Source organism: Aeromonas sp. V90_14 (assembly GCF_029967615.1).
In the GTDB taxonomy this organism is placed as follows: domain Bacteria; phylum Pseudomonadota; class Gammaproteobacteria; order Enterobacterales; family Aeromonadaceae; genus Aeromonas; species Aeromonas hydrophila.
The window spans coordinates 34,034-49,169 of sequence record NZ_JASCAS010000048.1; the positions used below are offsets into that span (position 1 = coordinate 34,034).

General features: G+C 62.4%; 17 protein-coding genes. 10 read left to right on the forward strand and 7 right to left on the reverse strand.

Annotated features, from left to right (window positions below; genetic code table 11):
• Positions 1-130: 130 nt before the first annotated feature.
• Positions 131-1,435, forward strand: coding sequence for an FAD-binding oxidoreductase (locus tag QLG02_RS20825; protein ID WP_282466036.1), 1,305 nt, complete (start codon positions 131-133; stop codon positions 1,433-1,435).
• 181 nt (positions 1,436-1,616) lie between these two features.
• Here QLG02_RS20825 and QLG02_RS20830 read toward each other — a convergent pair whose 3' ends face one another.
• The 4 genes from QLG02_RS20830 to cutA all read right to left on the reverse strand — a co-directional run bounded on the left by QLG02_RS20830 (position 1,617) and on the right by cutA (position 4,686).
• Positions 1,617-2,030 (reverse strand): hypothetical protein, encoded by a 414-nt coding sequence (locus QLG02_RS20830; RefSeq protein ID WP_024946158.1) that lies wholly within the window; start codon positions 2,028-2,030, stop codon positions 1,617-1,619.
• A gap of 79 nt (positions 2,031-2,109) precedes the next feature.
• The gene (locus QLG02_RS20835; protein ID WP_076362660.1) at positions 2,110-2,601 is read right to left on the reverse strand and encodes a GNAT family N-acetyltransferase; all 492 of its coding nucleotides are present in this window, start codon (positions 2,599-2,601) and stop codon (positions 2,110-2,112) included.
• Positions 2,591-4,372: a protein-disulfide reductase DsbD gene (locus tag QLG02_RS20840; protein ID WP_282466037.1), complete on the reverse strand. Its 1,782-nt coding sequence runs from the start codon at positions 4,370-4,372 to the stop codon at positions 2,591-2,593. Before QLG02_RS20840 ends, QLG02_RS20835 begins: the two co-directional genes overlap by 11 nt.
• Positions 4,369-4,686: a divalent-cation tolerance protein CutA gene (gene cutA / locus QLG02_RS20845; RefSeq protein WP_201905936.1), complete on the reverse strand. Its 318-nt coding sequence runs from the start codon at positions 4,684-4,686 to the stop codon at positions 4,369-4,371. Before cutA ends, QLG02_RS20840 begins: the two co-directional genes overlap by 4 nt.
• Before the next feature lie 193 nt (positions 4,687-4,879).
• On the opposite strand from cutA, the gene QLG02_RS20850 reads away from it, so the two are divergent.
• Positions 4,880-5,221 (forward strand): hypothetical protein, encoded by a 342-nt coding sequence (locus QLG02_RS20850; protein WP_016349513.1) that lies wholly within the window; start codon positions 4,880-4,882, stop codon positions 5,219-5,221.
• Between the two features lie 95 nt (positions 5,222-5,316).
• Here QLG02_RS20850 and QLG02_RS20855 read toward each other — a convergent pair whose 3' ends face one another.
• A complete protein-coding gene (locus tag QLG02_RS20855) occupies positions 5,317-5,754 on the reverse strand; it encodes a PACE efflux transporter (protein WP_011704738.1) in 438 nt (145 codons plus the stop codon).
• A gap of 124 nt (positions 5,755-5,878) precedes the next feature.
• Here QLG02_RS20855 and QLG02_RS20860 point away from each other — a divergent pair, with 124 nt between their 5' ends.
• Entirely contained in the window at positions 5,879-6,757 is an 879-nt protein-coding gene (locus QLG02_RS20860) for a LysR family transcriptional regulator (RefSeq protein WP_011704739.1), read from the forward strand.
• A 13-nt stretch (positions 6,758-6,770) separates the two neighbouring features.
• Here QLG02_RS20860 and ygfZ read toward each other — a convergent pair whose 3' ends face one another.
• Entirely contained in the window at positions 6,771-7,676 is a 906-nt protein-coding gene (gene ygfZ / locus QLG02_RS20865) for a tRNA-modifying protein YgfZ (RefSeq protein ID WP_282466038.1), read from the reverse strand.
• Positions 7,677-7,789: 113 nt separating this feature from the next.
• Between ygfZ and QLG02_RS20870 the strand changes: the two genes are divergently transcribed.
• Complete coding sequence (locus tag QLG02_RS20870; protein WP_011704741.1) at positions 7,790-8,059, forward strand: succinate dehydrogenase assembly factor 2; 270 nt, start codon at positions 7,790-7,792, stop codon at positions 8,057-8,059.
• A gap of 19 nt (positions 8,060-8,078) precedes the next feature.
• Positions 8,079-8,456, forward strand: a complete 378-nt coding sequence (locus QLG02_RS20875; RefSeq protein WP_282466039.1) for a protein YgfX — start codon at positions 8,079-8,081, stop codon at positions 8,454-8,456.
• 224 nt (positions 8,457-8,680) lie between these two features.
• Here QLG02_RS20875 and nadB read toward each other — a convergent pair whose 3' ends face one another.
• Positions 8,681-10,288 carry an L-aspartate oxidase gene (nadB, locus tag QLG02_RS20880; RefSeq protein WP_282466040.1) on the reverse strand — a complete coding sequence of 536 codons (1,608 nt, stop codon included), beginning with the start codon at positions 10,286-10,288 and terminating at the stop codon, positions 8,681-8,683.
• A gap of 182 nt (positions 10,289-10,470) precedes the next feature.
• Here nadB and rpoE point away from each other — a divergent pair, with 182 nt between their 5' ends.
• The 5 genes from rpoE to lepA all read left to right on the forward strand — a co-directional run bounded on the left by rpoE (position 10,471) and on the right by lepA (position 15,134).
• Positions 10,471-11,052: an RNA polymerase sigma factor RpoE gene (gene rpoE, locus QLG02_RS20885; RefSeq protein ID WP_005309371.1), complete on the forward strand. Its 582-nt coding sequence runs from the start codon at positions 10,471-10,473 to the stop codon at positions 11,050-11,052.
• A 22-nt stretch (positions 11,053-11,074) separates the two neighbouring features.
• Positions 11,075-11,665, forward strand: a complete 591-nt coding sequence (locus QLG02_RS20890; protein ID WP_011704744.1) for an RseA family anti-sigma factor — start codon at positions 11,075-11,077, stop codon at positions 11,663-11,665.
• Between the two features lie 19 nt (positions 11,666-11,684).
• Positions 11,685-12,665, forward strand: coding sequence for a MucB/RseB C-terminal domain-containing protein (locus QLG02_RS20895; RefSeq protein WP_016349517.1), 981 nt, complete (start codon positions 11,685-11,687; stop codon positions 12,663-12,665).
• 93 nt (positions 12,666-12,758) lie between these two features.
• Positions 12,759-13,220 carry a SoxR reducing system RseC family protein gene (locus tag QLG02_RS20900; RefSeq protein WP_011704746.1) on the forward strand — a complete coding sequence of 154 codons (462 nt, stop codon included), beginning with the start codon at positions 12,759-12,761 and terminating at the stop codon, positions 13,218-13,220.
• Positions 13,221-13,340: 120 nt separating this feature from the next.
• A complete protein-coding gene (gene lepA, locus QLG02_RS20905; protein ID WP_016349519.1) occupies positions 13,341-15,134 on the forward strand; it encodes a translation elongation factor 4 in 1,794 nt (597 codons plus the stop codon).
• Positions 15,135-15,136: the final 2 nt, after the last annotated feature.

The following is a 15,136-nucleotide window of genomic DNA, read 5'->3' on the forward strand; positions in this document are numbered from 1 at the left end:
GGTGTCTTTCGAGGCACCTTTTGCATTTCTGTGATCCCTGCGGGCTGGATTGGCGGCGGGTGGCTGAGTATTATCGATGACAGGCCGTTTATTTTAGTAAACGCAACGCTATCAAGGCAGGATGCTGAGCATGCAGGCAGGAAAGCACTACCCCCATCAGGAGCACGTGGCCTCCTATTACGCGGCCACCCGCAACGACAATCAGCAGTGGCCTGAGCTCAGTGGCGAACTGAATGCCGAGGTCTGCATCATCGGCGGCGGTTTCACCGGTCTCAACACCGCCATCAATCTGGCCGAAGCCGGCTACAAGGTGGTGTTGCTGGAGGCCAACCGCATCGGCTGGGGCGCCTCTGGGCGCAACGGTGGTCAGCTCATTCGCGGTATCGGTCACGACACCAGCCAGTTCGCCCGCTGGATTGGTGACGAGGGAGTGCGCGAGCTCGACCTGATGGGGCTGGAGGCGGTCGAGCTGGTGCGCGAGCGGATCGAGCGCTTCAACATCGATTGCGACCTGCGCTGGGGCTACTGCGATCTCGCCACCCGTCAGCGCCATCTGGCCGGGTTTGCAGAGGAGGCGGCGCACCTGGCGAGCCTCGGCTACCGGCATGAGGTGAAGCTGGTGGCACGGGAGGATATTCACAGTGTGGTGGGCTCGGATCGCTACATCGGTGGCATGATCGACATGGGCTCCGGCCACCTGCACCCTCTCAACCTGGCGCTAGGTGAGGCGCGTGCGGCGGCCAGCCTGGGGGTGGCCCTGTTTGAGCAGTCCAGAGTGGTGCACATCGACTATGGCGAGCGGCTGCAGGTCACCACCGCCCACGGCCGGGTCAGCGCCGACTACCTGGTGATCGGCTGCAACGCCTATCTCAACGACCTCAACTCCGAGCTGGGGGGCAAGGTGTTGCCGGCGGGCTCTTACATCCTCGCTACCGAGGTGCTGGAGAAGCGGCTGCGCCAGCGGCTGCTGCCGCAGAACATGGCGGTGTGCGATCAGAACGTGGCGCTCGACTACTACCGCCTCTCCGCCGATGGCCGGCTACTGTTTGGCGGTGCCTGCAACTATTCGGGCCGGGATCCTCGCGACATCAAGGCCTTCATGCTGCCCAAGCTGCTGCGGGTGTTTCCCGAGCTGGCGGATACCGCCATCGAATTCCAGTGGGGCGGCATGATAGGCATCGGGGCCAACCGGCTGCCCCAGATCGGCCGTCTGCCGGAGCAGCCCAACGTCTTCTACGCCCAGGCTTATTCCGGCCACGGTCTCAATGCCACGCACATGGCGGGCAAGCTGGTGGCGGAGGCGATCAAGGGGGAGAGCCGGGGTTTCGATCTGTTTGGCAGCGTGCCCCACATGACCTTCCCCGGTGGCCCGGCGCTGCGCTCGCCCCTGCTGGCGCTCGGCATGCTCTGGTACCGTTTCAAGGATCTGTTCTAAGGGAAGCCTGGTCTGGTTAGTCCGCCTGCTTAAATTTGCAGCTTCCTGCAGGAATCGAGGGGTAGTGAAACGATCAGCGCTCGTCCATCCCGTGTGTTGAACGGGGCTGCACGCCGGATAGCAAGGGGATAGGGCGGATACCCAGGCCTGAGTCAGCCTGGGTATCTTGGCTGGTTGCGTGTCAGTGCGCGGGCTCGGCCAGACGCCAGCCCTGCTCGGTTTTCATCATCCACACCTCGGCCTGCTGCGGCAGCACCTGGCCCGCCTCGAACTCGCCGTATTTGCGTTCCAGCTCCATCAGTCCCATCTCCTGCTGGAAGGGGCCGACCCTGTCATAGACCAGATCCTCGTCGTGCAGCACCTGCAACTGTTCCATCCCCTGCTTGAAGTGGAGCTGGTAGCTCACCTTGACCAGATAGACTCCCTCCATGCGCTCTTCCTTGTCCAGGATGGCGAAGTCACTGATTTCGAACAGATTGGCGTCGGTGTCTGCCTGCAACTTGGCGGTGACCTGGGTCCGGATTGCCTCTTCACCTGGGCCTGCGTAACAGCCATACAGCCAGAGGGCCAGCAGGGGGATGAACCACTTTTTCATCAAAACTCCGAACAGGTGTAAAAAGAGCAAAACGGGAGGGCAGATTGTGCCACGCGAACGGGCAGTGGCAAACCTAGGTTCACGGTTCCAGTGCGCGTTCCAGTACGATGGCCTCGGCCCGATAGCCAGCCAGCTCGCGACGATAGCACTCGGTGAACCCTCTGCGCCGCCAAAAAGAGAGTGCGGACTCATTGCTGGCAATGACCGACAGGCGAAGCCGGGTGGCTCCCCATGAGCGAGCCAGCGTGCAGGCGTGAAGATAGAGCGCCTGACCGCGGCCAGCCCCCTGCCAGGGTTCCCCTACCAGCAACAGCCCCAGATAGGCGGTGGTCGGGTCGGGATAACCGCGCAGCAGATCGATGACGGCGGTCAGCTCCCCCTCTTCCCAGCGACCGATGAGGTGCTTGGCAGAGAGCGGCAGACCGGGTGGGCACGCCACCATCTCCTCTTCTGCTGCGTGTGCGGAGAGGGGCTCATCGCTCACTGCCGCTTGATAGGTAGGGGCCAGTTCCAGCAGACGTTGCAAGGCAGGTGCATCGCTTGCCTGCAATCGGCGCAGTTCACTTGGCATGGCTGACCCTGTCGAGGTGATCGAGGAACTCCGCCGGCCCCATAAAGCCGGTGACCCGCTGGCCGCTCACCTCGTTGCCGGCGCGGTCGAAGAAGATCAGGGTCGGCAACCCCAGCACGTTGAGGCCGTTGAGCAGCTCTACATCGGCATCGTCGTTGGCGGTGACGTCCGCCTGCAGCAGCACCATCTGGCCGAACCGCTCGCGCACAGCCGGGTCGCTGAAGGTCTTGTGTTCAAACTCCTTGCAGGCCACGCACCAGTCGGCATAGAGATCGAGCAGCACCGGCTTGCCGCGAGCAGCGGCCAGCTGGGTCCTGAGATCATCCAGGGTCTTGATGCGAATGAAGGCCGGTGCCTCGGCCTGAGCGGCTGTGCTGGCACCCTGGGGTGGCAGCAGCAGATCCTTGCCCACCACCACGGCGCTGATCATGGCCAGCAGCAGCACGAAGCCTCGCAGGCTGCGACCCACCGAATGGCCCTGATGCTGGTTGTGATGATAGAGGTAGCCGCACAGCAGCAGCCCCCAGCCGAGCCAGGCCAGGGTGGTGACCTGATCGCTCCAGAGCCTCGAGAGCAGCAGGATGGGCACTGCCAGCAATGCAAACCCGAACAGCTGCTTGATCACGTCCATCCAGGCGCCCGCCTTGGGCAGCAGCTTGCCGCCCGAGGTACCGAGCAGCAGCAGCGGCAGCCCCATGCCGAGCGACAGGGCGTAGAGAGCCGCACCGCCGAGCCAGAGATCGCCGCTCTGGGCCACGTAGATCAGCGCTCCTGAGAGCGGCGCCGTGGTGCAGGGGGAGCAGACCAGGCCGGAGATCATCCCCATGATGGCGACCCCGGCTACCGAGCCGCCCTGCTGGCGGTTGGAGAGGCCTGACAGCCGGGTCTGCAGGCTGCTCGGCAGTTGCAGGGTGTAGAGCCCGAACATGGAGAGGGCCAGCAGCACGAACATCACCGAGAGGCCGATCAGCACGTAGGGGTGTTGCAGCGCGGCCTGGAATTTCAAGCCTGCCGAAGCCACCACCAGCCCGAGCAGGGTGTAGGTGACCGCCATCCCCTGCACGTAGACGAAGGAGAGCAGGAAGGCGCGACGGGTGGAGAGATGATGGCCGGCCCCGGCGATGATCCCGGTCAGGATGGGATACATGGGGAAGACGCAGGGGGTGAAGGCGAGGCCGAGCCCGAGTGCGAAGAAAGCGGCGACGCTGAGCCAGAAGCCCTGACTGCCGAGGGCGGCCGCCAGCTGATCCTGCTGGCTGCTGGCCGGGGTGGGCTGGTCAGGCTGCTCGCTCTGTTGGGCGATGAGCGGCTGGATGCTGATCAGCTTGTCGGTGGGGGGATAGCAGAGGCCGTCGGTACAGCCCTGATAGCTGATCTTGAGGCTGGCCTGCTGGCCGGCCTCGGTCAGGGTGACGGGGATCTGCACCTCCCGGTAATAGACCTGGGTCTTGCCGAAGAAGTCATCTTCATGCTCGGTGCCGGCGGGCAGCACCGGCTCTTCGAAGGCAAGGTTTTCCCCCTTGAAGCGGAAGCTGTGGCGGTAGAGGTAGTAGTCGTCGGCGATGCGCAGGCGCAGCAGCAGCCGATTGCCCTGCTGTTCGCTCTCGAGGGCGAACGCCTCATCCACTTTCAGAAATTTGGGCTGGGCGCTGGCCTCGATGCCGAGGGCGCTCAGCAGATCCGTGCTGCTGGCGCGGGCCGGCAGTGAGCCCAGGCCGGCCAGCAGGGCACAGAGCAACAACAGGGGAAAGAGCAGGCGAGACGGTGTCATGAGGTTTCCTGTTTTATCCAGTCGAGATAGGGCTGATGGCCCTGGCTTGTGGGCAGCGCCAGGATCTCCGGCACCTCATAGGGGTGATGAGCAAGAATGCAATGGCGCAGCGGCTCGAACAGGGCTGCGTGCGACTTTATGATGAGCTGGATCTCCGTGGCCCGTTCGATCTGGCCCTGCCAGCGATAGACGGAGGTGAGGCCGGGCAGCTGACTGATGCAGGCCGCCAGCCGCTGGTTCAGCAGTTGTGCGCAGATGAGGTCGGCACTGGCCTCATCCGGGCAGGTGCAAAGCACCAGAATGGTGTCGGTCATGGTGAAATATCTCGTCCGATCGGGGCGGCTCGGCGCCCGTAAACCAGTGGCTACTATACCTAGCGACGGGTCAAATAGCATCTGGCGTACTTTGCGGCTGCGACATGAAAATAAGTGGGGGGCATGAGATAGACGCTGTCAGAGCGACAAGGCAGAATGAGCGGGCTTGTTCCCATTCGACGTAAGGAAATGTATGACCCAACAGAATGAGCAGCAGAGAAACCGTATGTTGAGCCTGTTGCGCGAAGGTGAGCGCCGTATGTTGGTGCAACTGGCCGGTCTGCTGCGTACCAGTGCCGATGAAATCAATGCCGAGCTGGAAAAAGAGGAGCTGCTGGATACCCTCGAGCAACCAGTCACGGTGGAGTATCTCAATGGCGTGGTGCAGCACCATCTGTTCGAGCGCCTGCACAAGGGTGACATGGTCGCGGCCCAGCGACTGCTGACCCAGTACCAGAGCGACATCGAGGCCATGCTGACGCAGGAGTCGGCCGAGGCAGAGGCCCCGACCGAAGAGCTGAAGGCACAAGCCTGAACGCCGCGGCAGGCCCGCCGGGCTTGTCCTCCCCCAGCACCATCATGCCCCTTGCATGATGGTGCCTCGTTTTTCCTGCCGTTTTTTGCCGTCGTTCAACCCAGTGCGTTCTGCTGCCACTGGCCCGGGATCGGGTACACCTTGTCGTAGCTCCAGTTGTAGATGAAGGCGTAGACCAGATAGAAGGTCACGAAGCCGATGTTGAGCGCCAGAGCCGCCAGCAGGGCGAGATCCAGCCACCAGGCGATGACCGGCAGGGTCAGTGCCATGAAGCCTCCTTCAAAGCCGAACGCATGGACCACGCGCTGCCACAAGGTCTTGTGCGGGTGACCCTGGTACTTGAGCAGCAGCTTGTCGAAGCCGATGTTGTAGACATAGTTCCAGACGGTGGCCAGCACCGAGAACAGGATGGCCAGCGGCCCCATGTGGCTGAGCTCGATACCTGTGACCCAGCTGGCCAGGGGGGCGGCGATGAGCAGACCTATCACTTCAAAGCCGATGGCATGGCGGATACGGTCGTTGCGGGTACGCATAAATTCCTCTCTTTAAACAGGTATGTTGACTGACTGGTTGGCAATCTATCCCTATTTGTTGATAGTTTCACGTTGGTATCCATCGCTAAAATAGATAGATGACCGCATTTGCAGGAGCAGGACGATGAATCCATCGCTGGAACAACTCAGGGTATTGCTGGCCGCCGCACAGGCCGGCTCCTTTTCGGCGGCCGCGCGCCAGCTGGGCAAGGCGCAGTCGGTGGTCAGCACCGCCATCGCCAATCTGGAGATAGACCTGGGGCTCGAACTGTTCGATCGCAGCGGCCGCTATCCGGTGCTGACCGAGGCGGGCGTACGCATCAGCCAGGAGGCGGGCATTTTGCTGGCCCAGAGCGAGCGACTGCAGGCCATCGCCGGCGAGCTGGCCACCGGTGTCGAGTCACGCCTCACCCTGGCCATCGACGATGACTCCCACCTGCCCTGGCTTGGCTCTGTGCTGGAGGGGTTCGCCACCCGCTACCCGACGGTGGAGCTGGAGCTGTTGTTTCCGTTGATGGAGGATCTCACCGAGATGCTGACCAGCGGCCGTGCCCAGCTCGGCATCAGCTATCAGAAGGAGCATCCGCAGCGGGAGATCGTCGCCCGCTCGCTGGGGGGCGTACCCATGCCGCTGGTGGTCTCCCCCGAGCATCCGCTGGCCCACAAGGCGCCGCTGCGGGAAAGCGACCTGCAGGGGGCACGCCAGTTGATGGTGACGGGGCGGCGGGAAGGGACTGAGCGCCATCGTTTCCGCCTGTCGGCACAGGTGTGGTGGGTCGAGGGGGATCTGGGGGTGCTGGAGCTGGTCAAGCTGGGACTGGGCTGGGCGGCGGTGCCTGATTTTCTGCTGCACCGGCCGCTGGCTCGGGGCGAGGTGGTGGTGCTCAAGCCGGACTTCATTACCCAGCCGGAGCTGGCGCTGGAGCTGCAGTGGCATCGCGCCCGCCCGCTCGGGCAGGCGGGGCGCTGGCTGAAGGAGGCCCTGCTGGCGCGGGCGCGCTAGCAGGGCTCTTCGCTTACTCGGTCAGCGGATAGGGGAGGGGCTGCAGGCTCAGGCTTGAGCCCTCCTCCTGCTTGAGCCGGAAGCGAGCGTCGGCCTCGGTGTCCTTGGGCAGCACGGCGGTGAGCCACAGCTCGCCATCCTGTTGCCAGGCGTTGAGCACCATGCCGCTGCGGCGCCAGTTGTCACCGAGCTGGATCTCCAGGGTGTCGCCGCTGGCAACCGGTGTAGTGGCGGTGCCGCTCAGCACGAACAGGGCGCGGTTGTTGGCGCCACGATATTTGGCGCGGGCCACCGTCTCCTGCCCCATGTAGCAGCCCTTGGTGAAGCTGATGCCATCGAGCGCCTGCAGGTTGAGCATTTGGGGAATGTACTCACCCTGATGAACTGCTTCCAGATGGGGGATGCCGGCCTTGATCTCCAGTCCCCACCAGAGCGACTCGGGGCCGCTGGGCAGGGTCAGCGCCAGCGGCTGTTCGCTGACCAGCAGCCAGCGGTCGGCCTCGATCCGCACCGCCATGCCACCCTCGATGAGGCCGCTCTCCTGCAGGCCGAATTGCCCTGCGATCCAGCCATCGGTCCCCTGACCGGCCACGCCGACCGCCTGGCCGTGATTTTCACTGATCTCGACCTTGGCAAAGATCGCGAACTTCTTGAGCTCGGGCAGCTGGCGGGCCAGCACCGACGGCTTGGTCAGCATCAGCAGGCGATCGCTCAGGCAGAGCAGGCGAAAATCGCTCCACAGCTTGCCCTTGGGATCACAGTGGCCGCCCAGGGTGTGCTGGCCCGGCTGCAGGGCGTTGACGTCACAGGTGACCTGGCCCTGCAGGTATTTGGCGCGATCCTGGCCGCTCAGGCTGGTGATGGCCAGATCGGTCAGAGGGAACAGGGTTGGCTCGGCGGGAAGGGTTGGCAGGCTCACGATGGCATTCCAGAGACAGAAAGTATGTGACCTGCATGGTAAAGACGTAAGGAATGTTTGTCAGCCGGAAAATCCAGCTGTTACCATCGCCGGGTCTTTGTAAGGAGAGTTCCATGTTGAGCCCAATTGAAAAATCCCGCCTGAAGTGGGCCTGCCGCCGTGGCATGCTCGAGCTGGATGTGATCTTTATGCCTTTCTTCGAACACGAGTTCGACGGTCTGAGCGAGGCGGAGCAGCAAACCTTCATCCGCCTGCTGGAATGCGAGGATCCGGAGCTGTTCCGCTGGAGCATGGGCCACGGCGTGCCGGAAGACCCCGCCTTTGCCGCCATGATCCCGTTGATCCTGGAGCGCAATCAGGCCCGCCACGATCGCCAGCGCTGATCTGCCCGTACGGGTGTCGATGCCCGTCACCGTCTCCAGGCAGCAGCGCCTGCTGCTGTTGTCGCTGTTTCTGCTGATCCTGTGGCCGTTGGCCGCCCTGATCCACGGCTGGCAGTGGGCACTGTTGCTGCCCTGTTGGGGGCTGGGGCTATGGCGCACCTGGCTTGGTGCCAGCCGGATGAGCGGTGTGCTGGAGTGGGATGGGCAGTGGCTCAGCTGGCAGGGCAACCGTTATCAGCTGGGGGCGGGCAGCCGCATTTGGCCCGGGGTACTCTGGCTGCAACTGGTGACGGCGGAGCGTCCCGCCATCCGGCTCTGGCTGTTCAGCGATGCGCTGTCGCCAGCTCATTACCGTACGCTGGCCCGCGCCATCCACTGCTCCCAGCCGACCCGCTAGTCTCTCTTCCCCATAAAACAGACGACCCCGCCGGAGCGAGGTCATCTGGGGGATGCGGATCGATTAATCTCTATCCATCGTCAGCAATGCTGGTTCATGGCGGGCAGGATCAATCCTTGTCCGGCGTCAGCACGGTCGGCTTGGAGTCCGGCTGCATGTCCGGGTAGTCCGGTTTGCAGCAGTGCAGGCCGCGTGACCCTCTGGCTCATTACTGAACAAAAGGGTTAGTCCCGCTCTGGCGTCAGCACGGTCGGCTTGGAGTCCGGCTGCATATCCGGGTAGTCCAGGTTGTAGTGCAGGCCGCGAGACTCCTTGCGCTGCAGGGCGCAGTTGACGATGAGCTCGGCCACCTGCAGCAGGTTGCGCAGCTCCAGCAGGTTGTTGGAGACCCGGAAGTTGGCGTAGTACTCCTGCACCTCCTGCTTGAGCAGGTCGATGCGGCGCTTGGCGCGTGCCAGGCGTTTGTTGGTACGCACTATCCCCACGTAGTCCCACATCATCAGTCGCAGCTCGTGCCAGTTGTGCTGGATCACCACCAGTTCGTCCGAATCTTCCACCTTGCTCTCGTCCCACACGGGAAGATGGGGCGGCTCCACGCTCATCGGCAGCTTGGCCAGAATGTCGGCCCCCGCTTGATGGGCATAGACCACGCATTCGAGCAGGGAGTTGGAGGCCATCCGGTTGGCGCCGTGCAGCCCGGTGTAGGTCACCTCGCCGATGGCGTAGAGGCCGGGGATGTCGGTCTGGCCGTTGTTGTCGATCATCACGCCGCCGCAGGTGTAATGGGCGGCAGGGACGATGGGCATCGCCTCCTTGGTGATGTCGATGCCGACCGCGAGGCAGCGCTCGTGGATGGTTGGGAAGTGCTTGATGATGAAATCGGCCGGCTTGTGGCTGATGTCCAGATACATGCAATCCGCCCCGAGCCGCTTCATCTCGTGGTCGATGGCGCGGGCGACGATGTCCCGGGGCGCCAACTCGGCCCGTTCGTCAAACTCCGGCATGAAGCGGCTGCCATCGGGACGGCGCAGGTAGGCCCCCTCACCGCGCAGGGCTTCGGTCAGCAGGAAGTTGGGGTCATCGGGGTGGAACAGGCTGGTGGGGTGGAACTGGTTGAACTCCAGGTTTGCCACCCGGCAGCCGGCGCGCCACGCCATGGCGATGCCGTCACCGGAGCTGACGTCCGGGTTGGAGGTGTACTGGTACACCTTGGAGGCGCCCCCGGTGGCCAGCGCCACGAAACGGGCACGGATCACTTCGACCTGCTCGGCGTTGCGGTTCCAGACATAGGCGCCCAGCACCCGGTTGCCGGGCAGACCCAGCTTGCGGGTGGTGATGAGGTCGACCGCGTTGAAGCGCTCCATCAGCTGGATGTTGGGGTGAGCGCGCACCTGGTCGATCAGGGTGAGCTGCACCGCCTTGCCGGTGGCATCCGCTGCGTGGAAGATGCGGCGATGGCTGTGGCCCCCTTCGCGAGTCAGGTGATAGTGGGATTCGCCCTCGGCGTCCTCCTCCTGATCGAAGGGGACCCCCTGCTGGATCAACCACTGGATGGACTCGCGGGCGTTGCGGGCGGTGAACTCCACCACGGCCGGGTCACACAACCCGGCCCCGGCGTTGAGCGTGTCGCTCACGTGGGATTCGATGCTGTCGGTCTCGTCGAACACGGCAGCGATGCCTCCTTGCGCATAGAAAGTGGCCCCTTCACTGATGGGCCCCTTGCTCAGAACCAGGACTTTGGCCTGGTCTGCCAATCGCAATGCGAGAGACAAACCGGCGGCACCGCTGCCAATGATCAGTACGTCGCAAAGGTATTCAACACTTGCTTTCATAAGTATCATTGGCCTGGATTAAGAACTGGCACCATGGTAGCCCAAGCGAGGGTGGTGATGCAGCCTGCGTCACATTTTTTTCAATGCAAGCGAACTTTCCCTGATTCCTCCTGTCTGAACTTGTGCGCTTAGGAAGGGCCGGAAAAGAAAAACGATAACCTGATGGGGGTTTTACGGCTCTGATGAGCGACCAGAATCTACTGGACGAACAGCTGGTTGAACGGGTCCAGCGTGGCGATAAAAATGCATTCAACCTGTTGGTAAAAAAATACCAGCACAAGGTGGTCAACCTGGTGGCCAGGTATGTCAACAACCCGGGCGATGTACCGGATGTGGCGCAGGAGGCATTCATCAAAGCCTACCGTGCGCTGCCGACATTCCGTGGCGAGAGCGCGTTTTACACCTGGTTGTACCGGATCGCCGTGAATACGGCCAAAAATTATCTGACCTCTCAAGGGCGCAGGCCGCCCAGCAGTGACGTAGAGGCGGAAGAGGCAGAATACTATGGCGGTGGCGAAGCCTTGCAAGAGGTGGCTACCCCGGAAAATCTGACGCTGACCGACGAGATCAAGCGCACCGTGTTTTCTGCCATAGAAGCTTTGCCGGAAGACTTGAGGACAGCTATCACCCTTCGCGAACTGGAAGGGCTGAGCTACGAAGAGATTGCCGAAATCATGGATTGTCCGGTGGGTACGGTGAGATCCCGCATCTTCCGGGCGAGGGAAGCAATCGATAAAAAGCTGCAACCTCTGATCGAGAATTAACTGGGGAAAGACAGGTTAACTTATGGCAACTAAAGAGCAACTCTCGGCCCTGATGGACGGTGACTTGAGCGATGTTGAGGTTCTGAACGAGCTGGGAACGGATCCGGCTCTGCAAGACACCTGGTCTCGTTACCACCTGATCGGTGATGCCATGCGGGGGGACCTGCCGGTCAATCTGCAACTGGATCTGAGCGACAGCATCATGGCTGCGCTGGAAGATGAGCCCACCATCCTGGCGCCCAAGCCGGTGGAGAGCAAACCTGCCGCACCGCAGCCGGGTACCGCCAAGGTCGTGCCGTTTCTGCGCCGTGCCGGCCAGCAGGTGGGGCAATACGCCATCGCCGCCTCGGTCGCTGCCGCCGTCATCTTCGGGGTGCAGCAGTATCAGGGGCAGGATGGTCTGCCGACCAATCCGGTACTCAACACTATCCCCGTTGGCGGCAGTGCTTCTCCGGTGAGCGTGCACTACCCGCAGGATGGCAACCGGGCCACTGCCCGTCAGCAAGGGCTGAGCGAGCAGCAGATGCAGGAGCAGCGCGAGCGCATCAATGCTTTCCTGCGTGACCACCAGTTGCAACAGCGTCTGCTGCAAGACAAGCAGATTCAGGAATAACGGATTTAGGGATCAGAACGTGCGCCAGTCCAGCCGTATTTTGCTGGCCTCTCTCCTGCTGATCAGTGCCAAGGCCTCGGCCGACGACAAGTCGGCCGAGGCCTTGTTGCAGCAGATGCAGAGTGCCGTCTCGCAACAGAATTTTGAATTGTCCATGGTCAAGGCCCGGCAGGGGCGCCTCGAACCCATCCGCTTCAGCCACGGCGTGATCGATGGCAAGGAGGTGGCCCACCTCAGCTATCTCGATGGCAAGACCATCGAGTATCTGCAGCGCCAGGATGAGTACACCTTCTTCGAAAATACCCACGAACCTTACACCCTCAAGGGCGCCCGCTTCCCCGGTGTGTGGGCGAGCCTGGTCAGGATGCCGCTGCCACGGGTGCTGGAGAGCTATGACCCCGTGCTGGCCGGCCGCAGCCGGGCGGCCGGGTTGGTGGCTCAGGTCGTGCGGCTGGTGCCCAAAGAGGCCGACAAGTACGGCTTCGTGCTCTGGATCGACGAGCAGAGCCACCTGCTGGTGCGGGTGGATATGGTGGATCGGGAAGGCAATCTGGTGGAACAGGTGCTGGGGGTGGATCTGGACAGGCTGCCTGCCCCGGCGCCCTGGCTGGTGAAACTGGCTGGCAGCAAGCTGCCTCAGGCACTGGCACTGGAAGACGCTTACCCGGCGCCGCAGCAGCAGCTGAACTGGCACCTGACCTGGTTGCCGGAGGGGTTCAAGGTGCTCTCGCGGGATCGGCATCAGCTGGTCACCACCAGCCTGCCGGTGGATTACATGATGCTCTCCGACGGGCTGGTGGATCTCTCGGTCTACGTTGCCCGGGTTGATCCCAAGCAGGCGGTGCGCCAGCAGTTGATCCGTCAGGGCGCCACCTCGCTGGTGAGCTATGTCAACGACGTGGGGGTCGAGATCACTGTGGTGGGTGAGGTGCCGGCCGACACCGCCAAACGCATCGCCGAGTCGGTGCAACCGCTGGCCCGCAACGAGACCGTCCAGTAGTCGCCGATGCACAGTTGCTTGCCCAATTCGGGCAGTCATGTTCAGATTGGGTCAATCTCTGTCTAGTTAATGTGGAACCGTCTTGTGAGTGGAATGAGCGAAGAGCTGGCAACCGTAGTGGCCATTGATGGACAACATGCCTGGGTGGAGTGCGAACGGCGCTCCGCCTGTAGCGGTTGCCATCAACAGTCCAACTGCGGTACCGGCACGGTAGCCAAGGCGTTTCCGTTGCAGGCGCAGCGGCTGCGGGTGGCGCTCACCATCGAGGTGAGCGTCGGCCAGCAGGTGAGGCTCGGCATCCCCCAGGCGAGCATTCTGCAGGGGGCTGCGCTGGTCTACGTGCTGCCGCTGTTCTGTCTGCTGGCGGGAGCCCTGCTGGGGCAACTCTGGCTGGCTCCCTTGCTGTCGGCCGGGGAGGGGGTCACCATCCTCAGTTGCCTGCTGGGCGGCCTTATCGGATTTTCACTGGTTCGTTACTTTTCCAACCGGCTCGATCAGGGGGCTTATGGTCCCCGCATGCTGGGTGTGGTCCTGCCCACCCGCCACCTCTCCTGACACTGTCTAGGCCTGTATTTCTGGTGCTTCGTCGACTAAAGATTGGCCGTCGACCGGGTTATCCAGTAAAATCCTGCCTCCATATCCGGCCCTAACCTAATTTTGAGTGATTCTTGCTCGATGAAACACATTCGTAACTTTTCGATTATTGCGCACATCGACCACGGTAAATCGACCCTGTCGGACCGTCTGATCCAGACTTGTGGCGGCCTGTCCGACCGCGAGATGCAGGCTCAGGTGCTTGACTCCATGGACCTGGAGCGCGAGCGCGGCATTACCATCAAAGCACAGAGTGTGACCCTGAACTACCAGGCACAAGACGGTAACACCTACCAGCTGAACTTTATCGACACCCCTGGCCACGTGGATTTCTCCTACGAGGTCTCCCGCTCGTTGGCGGCCTGTGAAGGGGCGCTGCTGGTGGTGGATGCCGGCCAGGGGGTTGAGGCACAGACTCTGGCCAACTGCTATACCGCCATGGAAATGGATCTGGAAGTGGTGCCAGTGCTGAACAAGATCGACCTGCCGGCCGCCGAGCCGGAGAGGGTTGCCGAAGAGATCGAAGACATCGTCGGCATCGACGCGGTCGATGCGGTGCGCTGCTCCGCCAAGACCGGCCTGGGTGTTGACCTGGTGCTGGAAGAGATCGTGGCCCGGATCCCGGCGCCGGAAGGTGATCCGGATGCGCCGCTGCAGGCGCTGATCATCGACTCCTGGTTCGACTCCTATCTGGGCGTCGTGTCGCTGGTGCGGATCAAGAACGGCTCGCTGAAGAAGAACGACAAGATCAAGGTGATGAGCACCGGGCAGGTGTGGGGTGTCGATCGTATCGGTATCTTCACGCCCAAGCAGGTGGACACCATGGGGCTGGGTTGCGGCGAGGTAGGTTGGGTTGTCTGCGGTATCAAGGACATCCACGGCGCGCCGGTGGGCGATACCCTGACCCAGGCCAAGAACGGTGCCGAGAAGGCGCTGGCTGGCTTCAAGAAGGTGAAACCGCAGGTGTATGCGGGTCTGTTCCCCATCTCCAGCGATGACTACGAGTCGTTCCGTGACGCCCTCGACAAGCTCTCCCTGAACGATGCTTCCCTGTTCTTCGAACCGGAGAGCTCCACCGCGCTGGGCTTCGGCTTCCGTTGCGGCTTCCTCGGCATGCTGCACATGGAGATCATCCAGGAGCGGCTGGAGCGTGAATACGATCTGGATCTCATCACCACGGCGCCGACCGTGGTCTACGAGATCGAGCTGACCGACGGTACCACCATCCACATCGACAGCCCGGCCCAGATGCCCGCCATCACCAGCATCAAGGAGATGCGCGAGCCGATCGCCGAGTGTCACATCCTGCTGCCGCAGGAGTACATGGGCAACGTGATCACCCTCTGTATCGAGAAGCGCGGCGTGCAGACCAACATGGTCTACCACGGCAAGCAGGTGGCGCTGACCTATGAAATCCCGATGGCGGAAGTGGTACTCGACTTCTTCGACCGCCTGAAGTCCACCAGCCGTGGCTATGCCTCGCTGGACTACGGCTTCAAGCGCTTCGAGACCTCCGACATGGTCCGTCTGGACATCATGATCAACGGTGAGCGGGTCGACGCCCTGGCCATCATCACCCACAAGGAGAACGCTCAGTACCGCGGTCGCCAGGTGGTGGAGAAGATGCGCGAGCTGATCCCGCGCCAGATGTTCGATATCGCCATCCAGGCTGCCATCGGCAACCAGATCATCGCTCGCAGTACCGTCAAGGCGCTGCGCAAGGACGTGACCGCCAAGTGTTACGGTGGTGACGTGAGCCGGAAGAAGAAGCTGCTGAACAAGCAGAAAGAAGGTAAGAAGCGGATGAAGTCTCTGGGCCGTGTCGACGTGCCGCAGGAAGCTTTCCTCGCAATTCTCCACGTCGGAAAGGACTAATA

What these genes read in the sequence shown, in the direction of transcription:
- QLG02_RS20825 (WP_282466036.1), top strand. Translation starts at nt 131, where the DNA reads ATGCAGGCAGGAAAGCACTACCCCCATCAGGAGCACGTGGCCTCCTAT.
- QLG02_RS20830 (WP_024946158.1), bottom strand. Translation starts at nt 2,030, where the DNA reads ATGAAAAAGTGGTTCATCCCCCTGCTGGCCCTCTGGCTGTATGGCTGT.
- QLG02_RS20835 (WP_076362660.1), bottom strand. Translation starts at nt 2,601, where the DNA reads ATGCCAAGTGAACTGCGCCGATTGCAGGCAAGCGATGCACCTGCCTTG.
- QLG02_RS20840 (WP_282466037.1), bottom strand. Translation starts at nt 4,372, where the DNA reads ATGACACCGTCTCGCCTGCTCTTTCCCCTGTTGTTGCTCTGTGCCCTG.
- cutA (WP_201905936.1), bottom strand. Translation starts at nt 4,686, where the DNA reads ATGACCGACACCATTCTGGTGCTTTGCACCTGCCCGGATGAGGCCAGT.
- QLG02_RS20850 (WP_016349513.1), top strand. Translation starts at nt 4,880, where the DNA reads ATGACCCAACAGAATGAGCAGCAGAGAAACCGTATGTTGAGCCTGTTG.
- QLG02_RS20855 (WP_011704738.1), bottom strand. Translation starts at nt 5,754, where the DNA reads ATGCGTACCCGCAACGACCGTATCCGCCATGCCATCGGCTTTGAAGTG.
- QLG02_RS20860 (WP_011704739.1), top strand. Translation starts at nt 5,879, where the DNA reads ATGAATCCATCGCTGGAACAACTCAGGGTATTGCTGGCCGCCGCACAG.
- QLG02_RS20870 (WP_011704741.1), top strand. Translation starts at nt 7,790, where the DNA reads ATGTTGAGCCCAATTGAAAAATCCCGCCTGAAGTGGGCCTGCCGCCGT.
- QLG02_RS20875 (WP_282466039.1), top strand. Translation starts at nt 8,079, where the DNA reads ATGCCCGTCACCGTCTCCAGGCAGCAGCGCCTGCTGCTGTTGTCGCTG.
- nadB (WP_282466040.1), bottom strand. Translation starts at nt 10,288, where the DNA reads ATGAAAGCAAGTGTTGAATACCTTTGCGACGTACTGATCATTGGCAGC.
- rpoE (WP_005309371.1), top strand. Translation starts at nt 10,471, where the DNA reads ATGAGCGACCAGAATCTACTGGACGAACAGCTGGTTGAACGGGTCCAG.
- QLG02_RS20890 (WP_011704744.1), top strand. Translation starts at nt 11,075, where the DNA reads ATGGCAACTAAAGAGCAACTCTCGGCCCTGATGGACGGTGACTTGAGC.
- QLG02_RS20900 (WP_011704746.1), top strand. Translation starts at nt 12,759, where the DNA reads ATGAGCGAAGAGCTGGCAACCGTAGTGGCCATTGATGGACAACATGCC.
- lepA (WP_016349519.1), top strand. Translation starts at nt 13,341, where the DNA reads ATGAAACACATTCGTAACTTTTCGATTATTGCGCACATCGACCACGGT.